This window comes from Pseudomonas sp. UC 17F4, assembly GCF_900101695.1.
Taxonomy (GTDB): domain Bacteria; phylum Pseudomonadota; class Gammaproteobacteria; order Pseudomonadales; family Pseudomonadaceae; genus Aquipseudomonas.
The window spans coordinates 2045377-2065305 of sequence record NZ_FNKV01000001.1 but is presented as its reverse complement, the minus strand read 5'-3'; the positions used below and the strand labels follow the sequence as shown (position 1 = coordinate 2065305).

At 62.7% G+C, this 19929-nt stretch carries 19 protein-coding genes; 11 read left to right on the top strand and 8 right to left on the bottom strand.

The genetic code is table 11. The annotated features are described in order from the left end of the window. The first annotated feature begins 177 nt into the window (after nucleotides 1-177). The 5 genes from livH to BLR26_RS09545 all read left to right on the top strand — a co-directional run bounded on the left by livH (nucleotide 178) and on the right by BLR26_RS09545 (nucleotide 4214). The gene (gene livH / locus BLR26_RS09565) at nucleotides 178-1101 is read left to right on the top strand and encodes a high-affinity branched-chain amino acid ABC transporter permease LivH (protein ID WP_028943524.1); all 924 of its coding nucleotides are present in this window, start codon (nucleotides 178-180) and stop codon (nucleotides 1099-1101) included. Next, nucleotides 1098-2354 (top strand): high-affinity branched-chain amino acid ABC transporter permease LivM, encoded by a 1257-nt coding sequence (locus BLR26_RS09560; protein WP_045197825.1) that lies wholly within the window; start codon nucleotides 1098-1100, stop codon nucleotides 2352-2354. The genes livH and BLR26_RS09560 overlap by 4 nt, the downstream gene beginning before the upstream one ends. Continuing rightward, nucleotides 2351-3118: a high-affinity branched-chain amino acid ABC transporter ATP-binding protein LivG gene (gene livG, locus BLR26_RS09555; protein WP_045197823.1), complete on the top strand. Its 768-nt coding sequence runs from the start codon at nucleotides 2351-2353 to the stop codon at nucleotides 3116-3118. The genes BLR26_RS09560 and livG overlap by 4 nt, the downstream gene beginning before the upstream one ends. Then, nucleotides 3119-3820: an ABC transporter ATP-binding protein gene (locus BLR26_RS09550; protein ID WP_045197821.1), complete on the top strand. Its 702-nt coding sequence runs from the start codon at nucleotides 3119-3121 to the stop codon at nucleotides 3818-3820. A gap of 145 nt (nucleotides 3821-3965) precedes the next feature. Next, nucleotides 3966-4214 carry a hypothetical protein gene (locus BLR26_RS09545; RefSeq protein WP_093380198.1) on the top strand — a complete coding sequence of 83 codons (249 nt, stop codon included), beginning with the start codon at nucleotides 3966-3968 and terminating at the stop codon, nucleotides 4212-4214. A 3-nt stretch (nucleotides 4215-4217) separates the two neighbouring features. Here BLR26_RS09545 and BLR26_RS09540 read toward each other — a convergent pair whose 3' ends face one another. After that, complete coding sequence (locus BLR26_RS09540; protein WP_093380195.1) at nucleotides 4218-5126, bottom strand: LysR family transcriptional regulator; 909 nt, start codon at nucleotides 5124-5126, stop codon at nucleotides 4218-4220. Between the two features lie 107 nt (nucleotides 5127-5233). Here BLR26_RS09540 and BLR26_RS09535 point away from each other — a divergent pair, with 107 nt between their 5' ends. The 3 genes from BLR26_RS09535 (at nucleotide 5234) to BLR26_RS09525 (ending at nucleotide 8298) form a co-directional block, all read left to right on the top strand. Then, on the top strand, nucleotides 5234-5833 hold the full coding sequence (locus BLR26_RS09535) for a short chain dehydrogenase (RefSeq protein WP_045197815.1): 600 nt from the start codon (nucleotides 5234-5236) through the stop codon (nucleotides 5831-5833). Between the two features lie 70 nt (nucleotides 5834-5903). Continuing rightward, entirely contained in the window at nucleotides 5904-6578 is a 675-nt protein-coding gene (locus BLR26_RS09530; RefSeq protein WP_045197813.1) for a COG3650 family protein, read from the top strand. A 106-nt stretch (nucleotides 6579-6684) separates the two neighbouring features. Then, on the top strand, nucleotides 6685-8298 hold the full coding sequence (locus BLR26_RS09525) for an NAD(P)/FAD-dependent oxidoreductase (RefSeq protein WP_045197811.1): 1614 nt from the start codon (nucleotides 6685-6687) through the stop codon (nucleotides 8296-8298). Between the two features lie 123 nt (nucleotides 8299-8421). Here BLR26_RS09525 and BLR26_RS09520 read toward each other — a convergent pair whose 3' ends face one another. Beyond that, nucleotides 8422-9516: a PLP-dependent cysteine synthase family protein gene (locus BLR26_RS09520; protein ID WP_045197810.1), complete on the bottom strand. Its 1095-nt coding sequence runs from the start codon at nucleotides 9514-9516 to the stop codon at nucleotides 8422-8424. 223 nt (nucleotides 9517-9739) lie between these two features. Here BLR26_RS09520 and nhaA point away from each other — a divergent pair, with 223 nt between their 5' ends. Beyond that, entirely contained in the window at nucleotides 9740-10921 is a 1182-nt protein-coding gene (gene nhaA, locus BLR26_RS09515) for a Na+/H+ antiporter NhaA (RefSeq protein WP_093380192.1), read from the top strand. 67 nt (nucleotides 10922-10988) lie between these two features. Here nhaA and BLR26_RS09510 read toward each other — a convergent pair whose 3' ends face one another. Continuing rightward, on the bottom strand, nucleotides 10989-11453 hold the full coding sequence (locus BLR26_RS09510; RefSeq protein WP_010221079.1) for an outer membrane lipoprotein: 465 nt from the start codon (nucleotides 11451-11453) through the stop codon (nucleotides 10989-10991). 148 nt (nucleotides 11454-11601) lie between these two features. On the opposite strand from BLR26_RS09510, the gene BLR26_RS09505 reads away from it, so the two are divergent. After that, nucleotides 11602-11838, top strand: coding sequence for a hypothetical protein (locus BLR26_RS09505; protein ID WP_038999159.1), 237 nt, complete (start codon nucleotides 11602-11604; stop codon nucleotides 11836-11838). On the opposite strand, the gene pdxH is transcribed toward BLR26_RS09505, so the two are convergent. The 5 genes from pdxH to dinG form a co-directional block, all read right to left on the bottom strand. Beyond that, entirely contained in the window at nucleotides 11835-12482 is a 648-nt protein-coding gene (gene pdxH / locus BLR26_RS09500; protein ID WP_045197804.1) for a pyridoxamine 5'-phosphate oxidase, read from the bottom strand. The genes BLR26_RS09505 and pdxH overlap by 4 nt on opposite strands. Before the next feature lie 18 nt (nucleotides 12483-12500). Further along, nucleotides 12501-13481 carry an OmpA family protein gene (locus tag BLR26_RS09495; RefSeq protein ID WP_093380189.1) on the bottom strand — a complete coding sequence of 327 codons (981 nt, stop codon included), beginning with the start codon at nucleotides 13479-13481 and terminating at the stop codon, nucleotides 12501-12503. A gap of 99 nt (nucleotides 13482-13580) precedes the next feature. Continuing rightward, nucleotides 13581-14726, bottom strand: a complete 1146-nt coding sequence (locus tag BLR26_RS09490) for a serine hydrolase domain-containing protein (protein WP_093380186.1) — start codon at nucleotides 14724-14726, stop codon at nucleotides 13581-13583. A gap of 107 nt (nucleotides 14727-14833) precedes the next feature. Further along, nucleotides 14834-17092, bottom strand: coding sequence for a beta-galactosidase (locus tag BLR26_RS09485; RefSeq protein ID WP_093380183.1), 2259 nt, complete (start codon nucleotides 17090-17092; stop codon nucleotides 14834-14836). 80 nt (nucleotides 17093-17172) lie between these two features. Beyond that, nucleotides 17173-19317 carry an ATP-dependent DNA helicase DinG gene (dinG, locus tag BLR26_RS09480; protein WP_045197794.1) on the bottom strand — a complete coding sequence of 715 codons (2145 nt, stop codon included), beginning with the start codon at nucleotides 19315-19317 and terminating at the stop codon, nucleotides 17173-17175. 96 nt (nucleotides 19318-19413) lie between these two features. On the opposite strand from dinG, the gene BLR26_RS09475 reads away from it, so the two are divergent. Further along, nucleotides 19414-19872 (top strand): CopD family protein, encoded by a 459-nt coding sequence (locus BLR26_RS09475; RefSeq protein WP_093380180.1) that lies wholly within the window; start codon nucleotides 19414-19416, stop codon nucleotides 19870-19872. Nucleotides 19873-19929: the final 57 nt, after the last annotated feature.

Genomic DNA, 19929 nt, shown 5'->3' with positions numbered 1-19929 from the left:
TTTTACGAGGTTCATGGGCCTGATTCCCGCGATCCGGGAGCAGGTTCACCTGAAAATCTTAAAACCGTCACCAGCGGTTCGCTGGCAGTTGCCTGTGCCGAAGTGGCCAAGACCACAAGACCAGGCCGGGGGCATCCCCACCAGTGAAATGCGTATCAGGTTTTTAGGAGCGCTGTAATGCCTGAGATCTATCACTTCTTCCAACAGCTGGTTAATGGCCTGACCATTGGCAGCACCTATGCCTTGATAGCCATTGGCTACACAATGGTTTACGGCATCATTGGAATGATCAACTTCGCCCATGGCGAGGTGTACATGATCGGTTCCTACGTGGCCTTCATCGCCCTTGCGGGCCTGGCCATGATGGGAATCGATTCACTGCCGATATTGATGACCGTCGCCTTCGTCGCCACGATCTTCGTTACCAGTGCCTATGGCTACAGTATCGAACGGGTCGCCTACCGTCCGTTGCGTAACAGCAACCGGTTGATCCCGCTGATTTCTGCCATCGGTATGTCGATTTTCCTGCAAAACACCGTATTGCTATCCCAGGACTCCAAGGACAAGTCCATCCCCAACCTGATCCCTGGGAGTATCTCCTTCGGCCCGGGCGGCGCAGAGGAAGTGCTGATCTCCTACATGCAGATCCTGGTTTTCGTAGTCACCCTGGTGGCCATGACCGGTTTGACCCTGTTCATCTCCCGCTCGCGTCTGGGCCGGGCCTGCCGGGCCTGTGCCGAAGACATCAAGATGGCCAACCTGCTTGGCATCAACACCAACAACATCATCGCCCTGACCTTCGTCATCGGTGCCGCCCTGGCGGCCGTGGCGGCCGTGCTGCTGAGCATGCAGTACGGGGTGATCAACCCCAACGCCGGTTTCCTGGTGGGCCTGAAGGCCTTTACCGCGGCTGTGCTGGGCGGCATCGGCAGCATTCCGGGCGCCATGCTCGGCGGGCTGGTGCTGGGGGTGGCTGAAGCCTTTGGCGCCGATATCTTCGGTGACCAGTACAAGGACGTCGTGGCATTCGGCCTGTTGGTTCTGGTGCTGTTGTTCCGTCCGACCGGCATCCTCGGCCGTCCGGAGGTTGAAAAAGTATGAACAAAAATCTTAAACAGGCGTTCTTCAGCGCCTTGCTGGTCTGGGCTGTCGCCTTCCCGGTGCTGGGCCTGAAACTCAGCATCGACGGCATCAACCTGATCGTTCACAGCCAAGGGCCTTTCACCCTCACGGTCATCGCCGTGTGTTCGGTGCTGATGTTCTTGCGCGTGCTGTTCGACAAGCAATGGAGCGCGGCAACCAGCCGCCGTTCGGGCCGTAAGTTGATCTCGCCGGCCATGAGCAACTTCCTGACCCTGCCCAAGACCCAGCGCTGGATCATCATCGGCCTGATCATGGTTGCACTGGTGTGGCCGTTCTTCGGCTCACGCGGCGCGGTCGACATCGCCACCCTGATCCTGATCTACGTGTTGCTGGGCCTTGGCCTGAACATCGTGGTCGGCCTGGCTGGCCTGCTCGACCTGGGTTACGTCGGCTTCTATGCCGTCGGCGCCTACAGCTACGCCCTGCTGTCGCACTACTACGGCCTGAGCTTCTGGATCTGCCTGCCGATTGCCGGCCTGATGGCGGCGACCTTCGGCTTCCTGCTCGGCTTCCCGGTATTGCGTCTGCGCGGCGACTACCTGGCCATCGTGACCCTGGGTTTCGGTGAAATCATCCGCCTGTTCCTGCGAAACCTCACCGGTCTTACCGGCGGCCCCAACGGGATCAGCAACATCGAGAAACCAACCTTCTTCGGCCTGACCTTCGAACGCAAGGCCGCCGAGGGCATGCAGACCTTCCACGAGTTCTTCGGCCTGCAGTACAACTCGATCAACAAGGTGATCTTCCTCTACCTGGTGGCGCTGCTGCTGGCGTTGCTGGCGCTGTTCGTGATCAACCGCCTGCTGCGCATGCCGATCGGTCGCGCCTGGGAAGCCCTGCGTGAAGATGAAATCGCCTGTCGCGCACTGGGCCTGAACCCGACCATCATCAAGCTCTCGGCGTTCACCCTGGGTGCCTGCTTCGCCGGTTTCGCCGGCAGCTTCTTCGCCGCACGCCAGGGTCTGGTGACACCGGAGTCGTTCACCTTCATCGAATCGGCCATCATCCTCGCCATCGTCGTGCTCGGCGGCATGGGCTCGCAACTGGGCGTGATCCTTGCGGCCATCGTGATGATCCTGCTGCCTGAGCTGATGCGTGAATTCAGCGAATACCGCATGTTGATGTTCGGTGCGCTGATGGTGTTGATGATGATCTGGCGTCCGCAAGGCCTGCTGCCTATGCAACGTCCACATATGGAGCTGCGTCGATGAGCCGCGAAATTCTGCAAGTCAGCGGCCTGAGCATGCGCTTCGGCGGCTTGTTGGCGGTCAACGGCGTGGCCCTGACCGTCAAGGAAAAACAGGTAGTGGCGTTGATCGGCCCGAACGGCGCCGGCAAGACCACGGTGTTCAATTGCCTGACCGGTTTCTACAAGCCGAGCGCCGGCAGCATCCTGCTCGACGGCCAGCCGATCCAGGGCCTGGCCGGCCATCAGATCGCCCGCAAGGGTGTGGTGCGGACCTTCCAGAACGTGCGTCTGTTCAAAGAGATGACCGCCCTGGAAAACCTGCTGATCGCCCAGCACCGGCACCTGAACACCAACTTCTTTGCCGGCCTGCTCAAGACCCCGTCCTTCCGCCGCAGCGAGCTCGAAGCAAAAGAGTACGCACGGTACTGGCTGGAGAAGGTCGACCTGCTCGAGTTCGCCAACCGCCCCGCCGGTACGCTTGCCTACGGCCAGCAACGGCGCCTGGAAATCGCCCGCTGCATGATGACCCGTCCACGGATCATCATGCTCGACGAACCGGCGGCCGGCCTCAACCCGAAAGAGACCGAAGACCTCAAAGCGCTGATCAGCGTGCTGCGTGAAGAGCACAACGTCACCGTGCTGCTGATCGAGCACGACATGAAACTGGTCATGAGCATCTCCGACCACATCGTGGTGATCAACCAGGGCACGCCCCTGGCCGACGGTACGCCGGAACAGATCCGCGACAACCCTGAAGTGATCAAAGCCTACCTGGGGGAAGCGTAAATGCTGCAGTTCGAAAACGTTTCCACCTTCTACGGCAAGATCCAGGCACTGCACAGCGTCAACGTCGAGATCCGCCAGGGCGAGATCGTCACCCTGATCGGTGCCAACGGTGCCGGCAAATCGACCCTGCTGATGACCCTCTGCGGCTCGCCGCAAGCGAGCAGCGGCAGCATCCGCTACCTGGGTGAAGAGCTGGTCGGCCAGCCGTCCTCGCACATCATGCGCAAGAGCATCGCTGTGGTCCCTGAAGGCCGCCGCGTGTTCGCCCGCCTGACCGTGGAAGAAAACCTGGCCATGGGCGGTTTCTTCACCGACAAGGGCGATTACCAGGAGCAGATGGACAAGGTCCTGCAACTGTTCCCGCGCCTGAAGGAGCGCTTCAGCCAGCGTGGCGGCACCATGTCCGGCGGCGAGCAGCAGATGCTCGCCATCGGCCGGGCGCTGATGAGCAAACCCAAGCTGCTGCTGCTCGACGAGCCATCGCTGGGCCTGGCACCGATCATCATCCAGCAGATCTTCGACATCATCGAACAACTGCGCCGTGATGGCGTGACGGTGTTCCTGGTCGAACAGAACGCCAACCAGGCGCTGAAAGTCGCCGACCGTGCCTATGTGCTGGAAAACGGCCGGGTGGTGATGGAAGGCACCGGTGAAGCGCTGCTGACCGACCCGAAAGTCCGCGACGCCTACCTGGGCGGTTGATGCCAGACGCTTTATGCCACAAATGAAAAAAGGCCTTCGGGCCTTTTTTCTTGCCTGCTGTAACGCCTCCAGGGCACCGGACTCTAGTGCTGCAGGTGGGCCAGAAGCGCTGGCTCTAACCTCCCCTTACTACTGGAGCCTCATCATGACCAAGTCCCTCAGCGCCGCCGCACTTATCCTCTCCCTGGGCTCGAGCCTGGCCTTCCTGCCTGTTGTCCACGCCGCCGACGACATGAAAATGAGCAAGGAAGCAAGCATGGAGAAAGACATGAAAATGGACAAGAAAATGGCCGACGACAAGAAGATGGACATGAGCAACGGCATGAAGATGGACAAGAAGATGGACAAGAACGACAAGATGATGAAAAACGAAATGCACGACGACAAGATGTAACCCCTACAGGGTCCGCAAGGCCTGGCTGCTGCGCCTGAACCAGGCCAGCAGGTAATCGGCCAGCACCTGGACCCGCTGCGGCATCCCGCCTTGATAGGGGTGCACCAGGAACAACGGCACGCTGCGCGTCTGATAGTCGCGCAGCAACCACTGCAAGCGGCCGTCAGCCAGTTCTGCATGGAGCATGTACGACGGCAGACGGGCGACCCCGGCGCCCAGCAGCGCCGCCTTCTTCAGCAAACTGTAATGATTGCTGGCAAAGCTGCCCGCCACCTGCACCCGCAACAGTTCGTGCTGCTGGTGATACAACCACTCTTCACGGCCGCTGTAATGGCTGTTGAGCAGGCAGCGATGGCTGCTCAGTTCGCCCGGCACCATCGGTTCGCCATAGCGCTGCAAGTAGGCCGGGCTGGCGCAGGTCAGCTCCTGCATGGCCAGCACCGGGCGGGCAACCAGTCGCGCGTCATCCTGGACATCGGTGCGAATCGCCAGGTCAAAGCCGTCGCCCAGCAAGTCGCGATAGCCGTTATTGAGCTCAAGCTCCACTTGCAGGTCCGGGTAGCGAGCGGCGAACTCCAGCAGCAATCCTTCAAAAAACGTCTCGCCCAACGACACCGGCACGGTGATACGCACCGGTCCCGCCAGTTCGTCCTTGAGCATGGCCAGGGTTTGCCGCGCCCCTTCCATTTGCCGCACCAGTGCCTGCGCCTGGGGCAGCAACATGGCGCCGGCAGCGGTCAGGCTCAGCCGCCGGGTAGTGCGGTGCAGCAACTTCACCGAATGGCTGGCTTCAAGGGCGCTGATGCGCTTGGACAGTTGCCCCTTGCTCCAGCCCAGTTGTTGCGCGGCCAAGGTAAAGCTGCCGGCATCCATCAGCACGGCAAAGGCCGCCAGATCATCGAGGTCGCTCATGGATTGTTTCCATATGAAAACCAAAGGTTGCCTATTAGCACGCTTATCTACAGAAAAATCCACCCTAGACTTGAGCCTTGTCTACACACCCTACGAGGAATGGCTCAATGAAAATCCTGTTGATCGGCGCCAGCGGTACCATCGGTTCGGCGGTTGCCAAAGAGCTGGAGCAACGTCATGAAGTGCTGCGCATCGGCCGCAGCAGCGGCGACTATCAGGTGGACATCAGCGACAGCGCCTCGATCCGGCGCCTGTTCGAGCAAACCGGCCGCTTCGATGCCCTGGTCTGCGCCGCCGGCAATGTCACCTTCGCCGCCCTCGATGAAATGAACGCGGAGCACTTCGCCCTGGGCCTGAACGACAAGCTCATGGGCCAGGTCAACCTGCTGCTGATCGGCCGCGAGTTCATCAATGATGGCGGCTCGTTCACCTTTACCAGCGGCATCCTCAACCGCGACCCGATTCGCACCGGGGCCTCGGCCGCGCTGGTTAACGGCGCCCTCGATGCGTTCGTCAAGGCTGCCGCCATCGAATTGCCCCGTGGCCTGCGGGTCAACACCATCAGCCCCACTGTACTGGTCGAAGCCATGCCGGCCTATGCGCCATATTTTCGCGGTTTCAAACCCGTTCCGGCCGCCGACGTGGCACTGGCCTATGCCAAGAGCGTCGAAGGTTTGCAAACCGGCCAGACCTACCAGGTGGGCTAAGGCCTTGTGATCGGCGACCAGCCTGCGTAACGTGGCGGCACCTTTTGCTCGAGATGCTGGAGTTTGCTTGATGCGTGCTGCCCCTTCGCTGTTGCTTGTCGCCTTGTTGCCGCTGTTCGCCGGCTGCCAGATGCTGGCTGAAAAGCCGCAAGCCGCCTCTACCGCCGGCCAGACCCGCATGCAGGGCGAACTGACGGCCCAGGGCGGACAACTGCTGTTCAAGCCCTGTGAAGAGACCCGCCGCTTTGCCGTGACCGACAGCGGCAACACCGGCCTGCTGCAGGAAGCCAGCGCGCTGGCGGCCACCCCCGGCACCCTGTTCGCCGACGTGCGCGGTACCTTGTCGGCCAGCGCAAAGGCCGGCAACGACGGCCAGTTGAACGTACAACGCCTGTACCGCATCGAACACTCCAGCAGCGCCTGCAGCGACCCCAACTTCAAGCGCCTGACCCTGCGCGCCAGTGGCCACGAGCCGGACTGGAACCTCAAGGCCGGCGGCAAGGGCATGGTCCTCGAACGCCTCGGCCAGCCAACACTGGCGGTCCCTTTCCTGGAAGAACAGCTGCCCGACGGGCGCTTCAGCCTCAACACCGAGGCCAACGGCCAGAAAGTCGAGCTCTGGGTCGCTCCGCAACGCTGCGTCGACAGCGCCACCGGCAGTGTCCAGCATCTGATCGCCGAGCTACGGGTGGACGGCCAGACCCTGCGCGGCTGCGCCTACTACGGTGGCTCACGCAACGACTGATCATCGGCGCCTGCGTTTAACCTGCCTGCAAAGGCGGCGAACAGCTTATACTTGGCGGTTTGTGTAAAGCCGCCGGCCGTCCATGGCCGGGATACTGGACCCTGCCATGTTACGAATCACCGAACTGAAGCTGCCGCTGGATCATCCTGATGAAGCCCTGCGCGAGGCCATCGTGCAACGCCTTGGGATCAGCGACGAGCAACTGCTGGACTTCACCCTGTTCAAGCGCAGCTACGATGCGCGCAAGAAGAACAGCGAGCTGCTGTTCATCTACACCATCGACCTGCAGGCGAGCAACGAAGCCGAACTGCTGCAAAAGTTCGCCGACGATCACAACGTCAACGTCGCCCCCGATGTCAGCTACAAAGTGGTTGGCCAGGCACCTGCCGACCTGCAGGAGCGGCCCATTGTGGTCGGCTTCGGCCCGTGCGGGATCTTCGCCGGCCTGCTGCTGGCGCAGATGGGCTTCAAGCCGATCATCCTCGAGCGCGGCAAGGAAGTTCGCCAGCGCACCAAGGACACCTGGGGCCTGTGGCGCAAAAGCGTGCTCAATCCCGAGTCGAACGTGCAGTTCGGCGAAGGCGGCGCCGGGACCTTCTCCGACGGCAAGCTGTACAGCCAGATCAAGGACCCGCAGCACCACGGCCGCAAGGTATTGCACGAGTTCGTCAGAGCCGGTGCACCGGACGAGATCCTCTACGTCAGCAAGCCGCACATCGGTACCTTCCGCCTGACCGGCATGGTCGAAAACATGCGTCAGGAAATTCAGGCGCTGGGCGGCGAAGTACGCTTCGAACAGAAGGTCACCGACCTGTTGATGGACGACGGCCAGCTCAATGGCGTAGTCCTGGAAAGTGGCGAACAGCTGCACTCGCGCCACGTCGTCCTGGCCCTGGGCCACAGTGCCCGTGACACCTTCCGCATGCTGCACGCCCGTGGCGTGTTCATGGAAGCCAAGCCGTTCTCCATCGGTTTTCGGATCGAGCACCCGCAATCGCTGATCGACCAGGCGCGCCTGGGCAAGTATGCCGGCCACCCGAAACTCGGTGCAGCCGATTACAAGCTGGTGTACCACGCCAAGAACGGCCGTTCGGTCTACAGCTTCTGCATGTGCCCGGGCGGCACCGTGGTTGCCGCTACCAGCGAGCCGGGCCGGGTAGTCACCAACGGCATGAGCCAGTACTCGCGTAACGAGCGCAATGCCAACTCCGGTATTGTTGTCGGCATTACCCCCGAGCAGGACTACCCGGGTGGCCCGCTGGCCGGTATCGAGCTGCAGGAAAAACTCGAAGCCCACGCTTACGTGCTGGGCGGCAGCAACTACCAGGCACCTGCGCAGCTGGTCGGTGACTTCGTTGCCGGGCGGCCGTCCACCGCCATCGGCAGTGTCGAGCCGTCCTACAAACCGGGGGTGAACCTCGGCGACCTCGCGCCAAGCCTGCCGGATTTTGCCATCGAAGCCATTCGCGAAGCATTGCCAGCCTTCGATCGGCAGATCAAGGGCTACAACCTGCCAGACGCGGTGTTGACCGGGATCGAAACCCGCACCTCATCGCCGCTGCGCATCACCCGTGATGCCAGCATGCAGAGCCTGAACCTCAAGGGCCTGTTCCCGGCGGGTGAAGGTGCTGGTTATGCCGGCGGGATCCTTTCGGCAGGTGTCGACGGGATTCGCATTGCGGAAGCGGTGGCGCGCAGCATGCTCGGCCTGCAGGCCTAAGTAGCTATCGCGGGTCAAGTCGGGTCGCCGCACCGCCGCTCCCACAGAGATATCTGCAATCCTGTGGGAGCAGCGGTGCGACGACTCGACGTGATCCGCGATGGGCTGCAAGGCAGCCCGCCTTCAAACACCCTCGCGCAACACCGACTCCGGCAACGCCTCACCGCGCTCGACACACGCCGTCACCGCCGCGATCATCCCCTCCAGCTGATACCCCTGCCCGCTCAACCAGTCCTGGTCATAGTAGGTAGTGGCGTAGCGATCGCCGCCGTCGCAGAGGATCGCCACGATCGAGCCGGCCTCCCCCGCCGCGCGCATGTGTTGCGCCGCCGCCAGGGCGCCGATCAGGTTGGTGCCGCTGGAGCCGCCGACCCGCCGCCCCAGGCGCTGGGCCAGGTAATGCATGGCCGCCAGTGACAGGGCGTCCGGCACCTTGACCATGGCGTCGATCACCTGCGCCAGGAACGACGCCTCGACCCGCGGTCGGCCGATGCCTTCGATGCGCGAACCACAGTCCAGGCGCAGCGAGCGGTCACCGGTCTTGTAGCAGTCGAAAAATACCGAGCGCTCGGCATCGGCGCACAACACCCGGGTGGCGTGCTGGCGATAACGCACGTAACGGCCCAGGGTCGCGGTAGTGCCACCGGTACCGGGGCTGGAAATCAGCCAGCTCGGTTCGGGGAATTGCTCGAAGCGCATCTGGGCAAAGATCGACTCGGCGATGTTGTTGTTCGCCCGCCAGTCGGTAGCGCGCTCGGCATAGGTGAACTGGTCCATGAAGTGTCCGCCGCTTTCCCGGGCCAGACGCTCGGACTCGGCGTAGATCTGCGTCGGATCCTGCACCAGGTGGCTCTGGCCACCATAGAAGGCGATCTGGGCGATCTTTTCCTGCGAGGTACTGGCCGGTACCACGGCAATGAAGGGCAGCCCAAGCAAGCGCGCAAAGTAGGCTTCGGAAATCGCCGTCGAGCCGCTCGACGCCTCGATCACCGGCGCGCCCGGACGCAACCAGCCGTTACACAGGGCATAAAGAAACAACGAACGCGCGAGCCGGTGCTTGAGGCTGCCGGTGGGGTGGCTCGACTCATCCTTGAAATACAGCTCGACCTCAGGAAACCCAGGCAGCGGCAGCGGGATCAGGTGGGTATCGGCGCTGCGCTGGAAGTCCGCTTCGATGATGCGGATGGCTTCACGGGCCCACTGGCGGTGATCGGTCATAGTCGATTCTCGGGCAAAAAGTTCGAAGTTCAGCAGAACATGTTAGGAAAATTCTGATAATTGCTACAGATACAGCCACGGTGAATTATCGACTGCAACTGCTAGGCTGCATGGCGTGAGTTGGTTACAGCTTATAACAAAAAAGAATATAGTTTTTGTTTTAAAGAATATCACCACAGGGTAGGGTGTGCCCCTATCAGAACCTTCAGGATGGAGAGCGCCCTTGCCCCTGCGTAGCACTTTCACTCGTTTCTTTCAGTTGGAAGCTGCCAGCGGTCTATTACTGATTGCTGCAGCTGCCCTGGCCTTGATCATCAACAACTCGCCCTTGTCGTACCTGTACAACGGCTTGCTGGATGTTCCCGTAGTCGCCCAGATTGGCGCGCTGAAAATCGCCAAGCCCCTGTTGTTATGGATCAACGACGGGCTGATGGCCCTGTTCTTTCTGCTGATTGGCCTGGAGGTCAAGCGCGAGGTGGTCGACGGGCATCTGTCCAAGCCTTCGCAGATCGTCTTGCCCGGCGCAGCCGCTATCGGCGGCATGGTGGTACCGGCGCTGATCTACTGGTTCCTCAACAAGGACAACCCGGCTGCCGTGGCTGGCTGGGCAATCCCCATGGCCACCGACATCGCCTTCGCCCTCGGCGTGCTGGCCTTGCTCGGCAAGCGCGTACCGGTTTCACTCAAGCTGTTCCTGATGACCCTGGCGATCATCGACGACCTGGGGGCGATCATCGTTATCGCCCTGTTCTACTCGGGTACCCTGTCGAGCCTGTCGCTGGGCCTGGCGGCAGCTTGCCTGCTGGTACTGATCGCGATGAACCGCATGGGCGTGGTCAAGCTTGGCCCGTACATGGTGGTCGGCCTGATCCTCTGGGTCTGCGTGCTCAAGAGCGGTGTGCACGCCACCCTGGCCGGTGTCACCCTGGCGCTGTGCATTCCGCTGCGCACCAAGAACGCCGAGCCTTCGCCGCTGCTGAGCCTGGAGCATGCCCTGCACCCCTGGGTTGCCTATGGCATCCTGCCGCTGTTCGCCTTCGCCAACGCCGGTGTGTCACTGGCCGGGGTCAGCCTCGAAAGCTTCACCCATCACGTGCCGATGGGCATTGCCGTAGGTTTGCTGGTGGGCAAGACCCTCGGCGTGTTCGGCTTCGCCTGGGTGATGATCAAGGCAGGCATGGCCGCCTTGCCGGCGGGTGCCAACTGGGGCCAGGTGCTGGGTGTGGCGATTCTCTGCGGCATCGGCTTCACCATGAGCCTGTTTGTCGGCTCCCTGGCCTTCGTGCCGGGTAGCAGCGAATACGCCGGCATGGACCGCATGGGCATTCTCACCGGCTCCATTCTGGCCGCGCTGATCGGCTACGGCATCACCGCGCTGTCGAGTCGCAAGCCCGTCACGGCCTGAGTCTCAAGGCAATAAAAAACCCCGACCGGCTTTGCCGAGTCGGGTTTTTTAATGGGTGGTGCAAAACTCAGTGAGTGACGCGACTGGTGCCGTCGACGGTCATGATCCGCACACGCTCGCCGACGCGGAAGATCTCGTTCTGCTGCACGGCCTGCACGTAGGCACGCATGCTGCCGTCATCTTCACGCACGGTGATTTCCACGCCTTGGGTGCGGGTCAGGCCTTCTTCGGCGGCGGAGCCTGCCAGGCCACCGGCCACGGCGCCGATCACGGCGGCAACGATACTGCCGCGGCCACCACCTACCGCACTGCCGGCGACGCCACCGACGATGGCACCGGCGCCGCCGCCGATCGGGGTCTTGGTCCCTTCGATTTTTACCGGCCGCAGAGACTCGATGGTGCCCATGCGCACGGTCTGCACACGGCGCGCTTCATCACGGGAGTACGAATCGCCGGTCAGGCTCGAGGCACAACCACCAAGCAGCAGCGACATTGTGGTGAAGCTTGCCACCAGCAGAACAGATTTACGCATTGGATGATCTCCGTAAGACAGATGCTCATTAGACTCCGCGCATTGACGACTGTCACGACACATGCGGGGTAAAATTGCTTCCATTCAGCTTCCGTACAGCCTGTTGCTATCGGGGCAGCCTGTAGAAACTTCTAGCGCAAGGATAGACATGGATTACTTCATCGTCGTCATAACCACCGTGGCAGGCCTGTACTTCCACTGGTGGATCTACGTTCGCATCAAGCGCTGGATGGACCGTGACCTGGCCTTGTCGCTGGCAGGCCAGGACGAAGGCAAGAAAGCCTTCATGCTACAACGTCTTGACAGCGCCAAGGCGCAAAAGGTCAAACGCAGTGAACTGGCGGCCTGGCTGGAGCGCGAGGCCGCCGGTTACCAGGCCGATTAAGGCGCGAGGCGCTCACGCAGCCAGTTACCTTGCTGCAAGCGATAGTTGAGGCGGTCGTGCAGGCGGCTGGCGCGGCCCTGCCAGAACTCTATGCGCTCGGGTAGCAGGCGGTAGCCACCCCAGTGCTCCGGGCAGTGTGGCTGGTTGTCGCTAAAGCGCTGTTCGGTGGCCTTGACCAGGCCCTCGAGCTCGGCGCGGTTGGCGATCACCCGGCTCTGCGGTGAGGCCCAGGCGCCCAGGCGGCTGCCCAGCGGGCGCACCTGGTAATACTCGTCCGATTCTTGCGGGCTGACCTTGACCACCCGGCCCTCAATACGCACCTGACGCTCCAGCGCCGGCCAGAAGAAGGTCATGGCCGCGAACGGGTTGGCCAGCAGCTGCTGGCCCTTGGCGCTGTCGTAGTTGGTGAAGAAGGTAAAACCCTCCTCGTCCAGGCCCTTGAGCAGGACGATCCGGCAATGCGGGCGGCCTTCGCTATCCACCGTCGCCAGGGTCATGGCGTTGGCTTCCACCGGTGGCTGCTCGGTGTTCAGGGCATCATCGAACCATTGACGAAACAACGCGAACGGCTGCGCCGGAGCCTGGGCTTCGGTCAGGCCATCGCGGGTGTAATCGCGGCGCATATCGGCCAGGGACTGGGTCATTACTGCGTTCCTTGACGATCAGTTAGTCTTCGCAGGGCTGGTGTTGGCGGCGACTTTTTTCGCCACCGGTGCCGCCGCCTTCTTCGCCGCAGGCTTGGCGGCAGGCTTCTTGGCAGCGGCCTTGGCCGGCGCGGCTTTCTTGGCCACAGTGGCCTTTTTCGCTGGCGCCTTGGCTGCAGGCTTGGCAGCCGGTTTCGCTGCAGCCTTGGCCGGAGCCTTGGCATCCTGTACGGCAACCAGTTCGGCCGGGCTCGGGGTTGGCTGCTTGTACTTGGCCAGCAGGGCAACCATGGTGTTCTGCGGGGTCAGTACCAGTTCAACGCGACGGTTCAAGGCGCGGCCTTCAACGCTGTCGTTGGCTGCACGCGGCATTTGCGAGCCCATGCCGCGCAGCATCAGGCGATCACGCTCCAGGCCGCTGAGGCGGAAGATCGCCGCCACGGAACCGGCGCGCTCCTGGCTGAGTTTGGTGTTGGTGGCGGCAACACCGCTGGTGTCGGCATGCCCCAGGACCAGCACGGCAGTCTGCTTGTCGGCCTCGACGGCTTTGGCTACGCGAGTGATCGGGCCGAGGGTGACCGGCAGCAGCATCGCTGGGCGATCCGGGTTGTAGGAGCTGTCGACCGGCACGGTCACGACCAATACGTCTTCACGGCGCTCGACTTCGAACTTGCTGTCCTTGATCGCTTCGCGCAGCTTTGGCTCGTAGCTGTCGAGCCAGGCCTGGGTGGCCTTGTGGTCGATTTTCGGTACGGCAGCGGTCTTGCCCTTGGCGTCGTCACCAAACGGCCACCACCAGCGGCTGGCGCTTTCCGACTTGGCGTCGGCCTTGGCGACTTTTTCGGTGACCACTTCCTTAACTTCCTTGTCGACGACCTGGTCCGAGCCAAACGGCCACCAGTTGAAGCCGGCATCTGCGGCGCCATCTTTCTGAGGATGCTGCGCGCAGCCGGTCACGGCCAGGCACAGGGCGAGAGCTAAGGATTTATGCGAAGACATCAGCGATACACCATGAAAATGAAAGAAATTTGGCCCAGCAATGCAGGGCTTTGGAATTCAGAATAGCCAAAGGGTTCAGGCCCCATGGGGGTTAACCGATCAAAGGCAGCTGGCCAATACCCGCACCAGCTTCTGCGCCCGAGGGTCCATAAGCACGTAAGGGCCCAGGGTATTGGTAACAAAACCAAAGGAAACATCGTGTTCCGGATCGGCAAAGCCCACCGAACCGCCCGCCCCCGGGTGACCGAAGGCGCGCGCGCCCAGACCAAAGGTCGCGTTGGCGACGCTCGGCTGGTCAAGCATGCAGCCAAGACCGAAACGGGTCGAGGTCAACAAGGTCCGATCCTGGCCAAGGCTGTGCTCGCGGGTCAGCTCATCGAGCAGCTCCGACTCCAGCAAACTGCCATTGAGCAGGCCTGCGTAGAAACCGGCGAGGCTGCGGGCGTTGCCGTGGCCGTTGGCCGCCGGTTGCTGCATGCGCCGCCACTCGGGTTTGTTGACGCTGGTAAGCATCCCCGGCGGGTTGGTAAAGGCCCGGGTCGACAGGGCTTGCGGCTCGCGCAGGGTGACCTGGAGCAGGCGCTGGGCCGCCTCGTCGCCCATGTTGCCTTTGCTGCGGGCGATATGCGCAACGCGGGGGAAGTCTTCTTCGCCAAGGCCGATATGAAAGTCCAGGCCCAGCGGCCTGGCCGTGCGGGCAACGATCGATTCGCCTGGCTCGCGGCCATCGGCACGGCGAATCAGTTCGCCGATCAACCAGCCAAAGGTAATGGCCGCATAGCCGTGGGCCGTACCCGGGGTCCACCACGGTGATTCGCCAGCCAGTGCCTGGACCATGGCGTGCCAGTCGTAGAGGGCTTCGGCCGGCATCAGCTCACGCAGGGCCGGCACACCGGCGCGATGGCTGAGCAGTTGCCGCAAGGTGATCGATTGCTTGTCGGCCTGGGCGAACTCCGGCCAGTACCGCGCCACCGGCGCATCCAGGGCCAGCTTGCCTTCGCCGACCAGCTGCAGGGCGGTTACGGCGGTGAACATCTTGGTGCAGGAGAACAGGTTGGCAATGGTATCGCTGTGCCAGGCCTCGGCGCCGTCTTTATCGGCGCTGCCGGCCCAGAGGTCGATGACGGTTTCGCCGCCAACCTGGATGCACAGCGCCGCGCCACGCTCCTGAGGATCGTCGAACAGCGCCGCAAAGGCTTCACGTACCGCTTCAAACTTAAGCTCGTAATGACCCTGAATCTGCACCCAGCAACTCCCGCGAAACCGGCTTATCAAATGGCTGTGCATTGTTTCAGCCTGCGCACGATTTGGGAACAGACAGAAGCCGGGCGGTGCATGCCCGGCAGCAGGTGTCAGGGAGTCTTCGGCGCTTTTTCCGGGGTCACCAGGGTTTTACCGAACTGTTCCTGGGTTTGCAGATTGCTCCTGCGCACGCCGTCGACAAAGCCCTGGAACGGTACATCGGTAATGCCGACCAGGCCGAAATGGCCGTTCTCGCCATCGAGCAGGCGCCCGCTGGCAGGTTGGTCGAGGTACTGGAACCAGTGCACACCGACGATTGACGGTTCATCCAGCGCGGCCTTGATGAAGCTGGCATAGGCCGGCGCCCTGCCCTCTTCCTTGGCCACCTCCATCGGCCCCGGCCAGAACGGGCCACGGTCGCGGGAACCGAACTGGAACTCGGAGACCAGCACCGGCTTGTCCAGCGCCTTGAGCTGGTTGAAGTCGTAGCCGTCCTGCGGTTTGGGCGTGTAGAAATTGAAGCTGATGACGTCGCAGTACTCGGCACAGGCGCCGACTGCTTCCGGGGTGCTCACGGCATAACGGCCGCCAAGCAACAGATGATTGGGCGCATGCCACTTCAGCGAGTCGGAAATGGTCTTGAAATAGGTTTCGGCGAAGACCTTCTGGAAGTATTTGAAGTCGGCCTCGATTTCCGGGTGCTCAGGGCTTGGCAGCGGCGGTTCGAACCCTGGGTCTTCCATCAGCTCCCAAGCGGGCAGATCGATGCCCCAGGCCTTGGACAGGCCGGCCTGGTTGCGGTACTTGTCGCGCAACTGCTTGAGGAAGGCACGCTTGGCCGGTACATCGGTGGTCAGGCGCAAGGTGCCGTAGGCCAGGGCGTAGCGGGCCTTGGGATCGTCACCGGGGGCGGCCCAGGCCAGCTCGTTGTCGGCAAAGTAGCCGATCAGCCAGGGGTCGTCGCGGTGATCGCGGGCGGCAATCGCCACCGCACGCTCGGTGGCCATGGCAAAGCGCGGGTCGAACGGGTCAGGCATGCCGCCCCACCAGTCCATGCCGGTGCTGATGCTGGTGTAGTCACCAACGATCGACAGCGGCAAGGTGTACGGCATGCGATTGGCCTGGCCAAGCGTCGGCTCGCTCCAGTTGCCCAGGGTATTGAAGCCCCAGGCTTGCAGGCGGTCGAGGGTGTGGCCCTGCCAGCGCTGCTTGTCGAAGCTGGCGGGTGGACAGTCCACCGCCGCGCCTTTGTCACTGGCCGCCACCGGCGTGCATGGGGTGGAGTGGCTGCGCTCGATGTTGGCGGCATAGAAGTCGAACCAGCGCCCCTGGTTGAAGTTGCGACCACGGGCCGAGCCATTGCCGTCGTTGTTGTTGCCTTCACCGTAGAACTGCGCCAGCGCCTCACCTGCTTGCGGCAGTGCGCTGAACATGCTCTCGCGCCCTGCCACATAGGTGCGGCCACCGTCGGCTGCCACGGTGTTGACGCCCAGGGAATAGAACGGATGGCCTTCGGGGGTCACCAGGTACCAGCGACCTTCGCGTTTCTCGGTGCGAAAGAAGCCCTTGGCCTCGAACGCCGGGCCTTCGCTGATGCCACCGAACTTGTCGAGCTTGAGCTTGCTGCGTTCGCTCAGCCAGCCTTTGAGCTGCAGCTGTTCGCGGCCGGCGGCGGCCTTGAGCTGGTCATCGCTGACGATCTTTTCCGGCCAGCGACCGCGGGTCGACTGGCCATAGCCGTCGATCAGGCCGGTGTACACGGCCTTTTGCAGTTGCTCGTCATCCTGGGTGCCGACGCGCTCGATGAGGATGCTCTGGGCGACGTTGGGCTTGTTCATCGACAAGGTCACCGACACCACCTGCTTGAGATCGACCTCGCCAGCGCTGCTGGTCAGCAGTACCCGCTGGCCCTCGTGCACCCAAGGCATCGGCGGCCCGGCGCGCATGCCCTGGCTCAGCGGCGAACTGGCCTTGAGCGGTACATAGACGGTTTGCGCCGGGCCCGCCGGCAGGTCGATGCGGCTGGTGAGGGTCTTGCCGTCGCTGCTTAGCACCGTGACATCGACGGTCAGCGCCCAGTCCATGGCGCTTTGCAGACGCAAGGTCAGGGCCGTGGCGCTGGACCAGTCCCAGGCCCCGGCCTGCGGAGTCAGGCGCAGCTTGGGCTGCGCCACCGGGTTGAACACCACGCGGCGCAGCACCTCGCCCTCGGCCGTCTGCTCTGCATTGTACTGCGGCAGGCTGGCATCTTCGGTCAGCACATTGACCACGGCGGCCGGGCGAACGAAGCTGAACAGCGTCTGTTGCCCAGCCAGCAACGGCGTGCTGAACAACAGTGCGAATACGGCAGGCAAGGTACGGCGAATCATAGGGCTGGAGCTCTCCTTGAGGGCCCATGGGGCCTTGAACTGAGTGATAGACAACGCCCGGAGCATTGCGCTCCGGGTTTTCAGGAAATTTCCCGGCGAAACGGTGGCAACGCATTGAGAATAGCCTTGCCGTAGCGCTGGGTGACCACCCGCCGGTCAAGCAGGGTGATGGTGCCGCGGTCCTCTTCGGTGCGCAGCAGCCGCCCGCAGGCCTGGATCAGCCGCAACGAGGCGTCCGGCACGGCAATTTCCATGAACGGGTTGCCACCACGGGCCTCGATCCATTCGGCCAGGGCGGCTTCGACCGGGTCATCCGGCACGGCGAAAGGAATCTTGGCGATCACCACGTGCTCGCAATATGCGCCCGGCAGGTCGACGCCTTCGGCGAAGCTGGCGAGGCCGAACAGCACGCTGGAATCACCGCCATCGACCCGCGCCTTGTGCTTGTTGAGGGTTTCCTGCTTGGACAGGTTGCCCTGGATGAACACCTGCTTGCGCCAGTCGCGGTCCAGGCCATCGAACACGTCCTGCATCTGCTTGCGCGAGGAAAACAGCACCAGCGAACCGCGCGAGCCTTCCACCAGCTCCGGCAGGTCGCGGATGATCGCCGCGGTGTGGGCGGCGGCATCGCGCGGGTCGGCACGCAGGTCTGGCACCCGCAGCACGCCGGCGTCAACGTGGTGGAAGGGGCTCGGCACAACACTGGTAACGGCGGTCTTGGGCAGCCCGGCACGCATGCGAAAACGATCGAACTTGCCCAGTGCCGTCAGAGTCGCCGAGGTCACCAGGGCGCCGTGGGCGACGTTCCACAGGTTGCGCCGAAGCATTTCGGCGGCAAGGATCGGGCTGGCATTGACCTCGATATCGAACAACGCGCCGCTTTCGGCCAGGGTCAGCCAGCGGGCCATGGGCGGGCTGTCTTCCGGGTCTTCGGCGGTGAAGGCGGTCCACAACTCCCAGTTGCCCTGGGCGCGCATCAGCAGGCTGCCGAACAGCGGGTACCACTCCTCGGCCTGATGGCTGGCGATGCCGATATTGACCTCGCCATCCATGCCTTCCTTGAGCAGCTCGGTCAGGCGGGTGAACAGGTCGCTGAGGCGCGAAAAGCCCTTTTTCAGCTCGATGCCCATCTCGCGCATGTGCTCAGGCACCACGCCGCCTTCGAAACGATGACGAGGCCGCTCACGGCCTTCCATGTCTTCGCCCGGGCGGAAATCGGCAACCTGCTCGCAGGCGCTGAACATGAACTGCTGCTGGGCCTTGATCTCACGGGCCAGCTCCGGCACCTGCTCGATAAATTTGCCCAGGTCGCCCGGCAGCGGATGCTGGGCCAGCAGCTTGGTCAGGTTCTTGGCGGTTTGCTCGAGCCAGTCGGCAGTCGAGCGCAAACGGGTGTAATGGGCGAAATGGCCGATGGCCTTGTCGGGCAGGTGGTGGCCTTCGTCGAATACATAGATGGTGTCGCGCGGGTCCGGCAGCACGGCGCCGCCGCCCAGGGCCAGGTCGGCGAGAACCATGTCGTGGTTGGTGACGATTACATCGACCTTGCCCATGCCTTCGCGGGCCTTGTAGAAGGTGCACTGGCCGAAGTTCGGGCAATGGCGCCCGGTGCACTGGCTGTGGTCGGTGGTCAGGCGCGCCCAGTCCTGGTCTTCCAGAGCCTGGGGCCAGCTGTCACGATCGCCATCCCAGCGGTTGCCGGCGAGCTTTTCGATCATGCTGGTAAAGAGCTTCTGGCTGGCCTCGTCGACCTCGATCCGGAAGCCTTCTTCCTCGAACAGCTGGGCAGTGGCCGATTGCGCCTGGCCTTCCTGCAGCAGCACGTCGAGTTTCGACAGGCACAAGTAGCGGCCACGGCCCTTGGCCAGGGCGAAGCTGAAATTGAGGCCGCTGTTGCGCATCAGGTCGGGCAGGTCCTTGAAGACGATCTGCTCCTGCAGGGCAACCGTGGCGGTGGCGATCACCAGGCGCTTGCCGGCCGCCTTGGCCGCCGGAATCGAGGCCAGGCTGTAGGCCACTGTCTTGCCAGTACCGGTGCCGGCCTCGACCGCGACCACCGCTGGTTCACCGACGCGCCGGCCTTCGTCGTCACAGTCGATATCGCCGAGCACCTTGGCCACTTCGGCAATCATCAGACGCTGGCCGTAGCGCGGCTTGAGGCTCTTGGCTTCGAGAAAACGCGAATAGGCGCCCTGAATCGTGGTTTTGAGTTCGTTGCTGATCATGGTGTCGGGCGCCCGAAGGGCTGGATAAATTTTCAGTGTTTCGATTGGGTCGCTATCATACCCCGCTATTGCCCTTTGCGCCGAATGGAGATCCCCATGCCCGTCTTTGCCCTGTCTTACAGCCTGCATGTTCTGGCCGCCCTGGTGTGGGTCGGGGGGATGTTCTTTGCCTGGCTGATCCTGCGCCCGGCGGCGGTTGCAGCCCTGGAAGGCCCCGCTCGCCTACGCCTGTGGGTAGAAGTGTTTCAGCGTTTTTTTGGCTGGGTATGGATCGCAATCGCGGTGCTGGCGATCAGCGGCATGTTAATGGTCAACACCCGTTTTGCCAGCTTCGAGACCACGCCACGGCATATCCAGGTGATGATCGGCGGTGCAATTGCGATGTTTGCCGTGTTCTTTCGTGTCCAGTCGTTGCTGTACCCGGAACTGCGCCAGGCGGTGCAGGCTGAGGACTGGCCGGCGGGTGCGGCGGTGATGGCGAGGATTCGGCGGATGGTCGGGCTTAACCTGGTGCTGGGGATTGCGGTGGTGTTGTCGGGTGGGGTGCTGTGGTGAACCAGGTCAAGGGGCTGCTTTGCAGCCCGTCGCCGGCAAAGCCGGCTCCAACAGGGG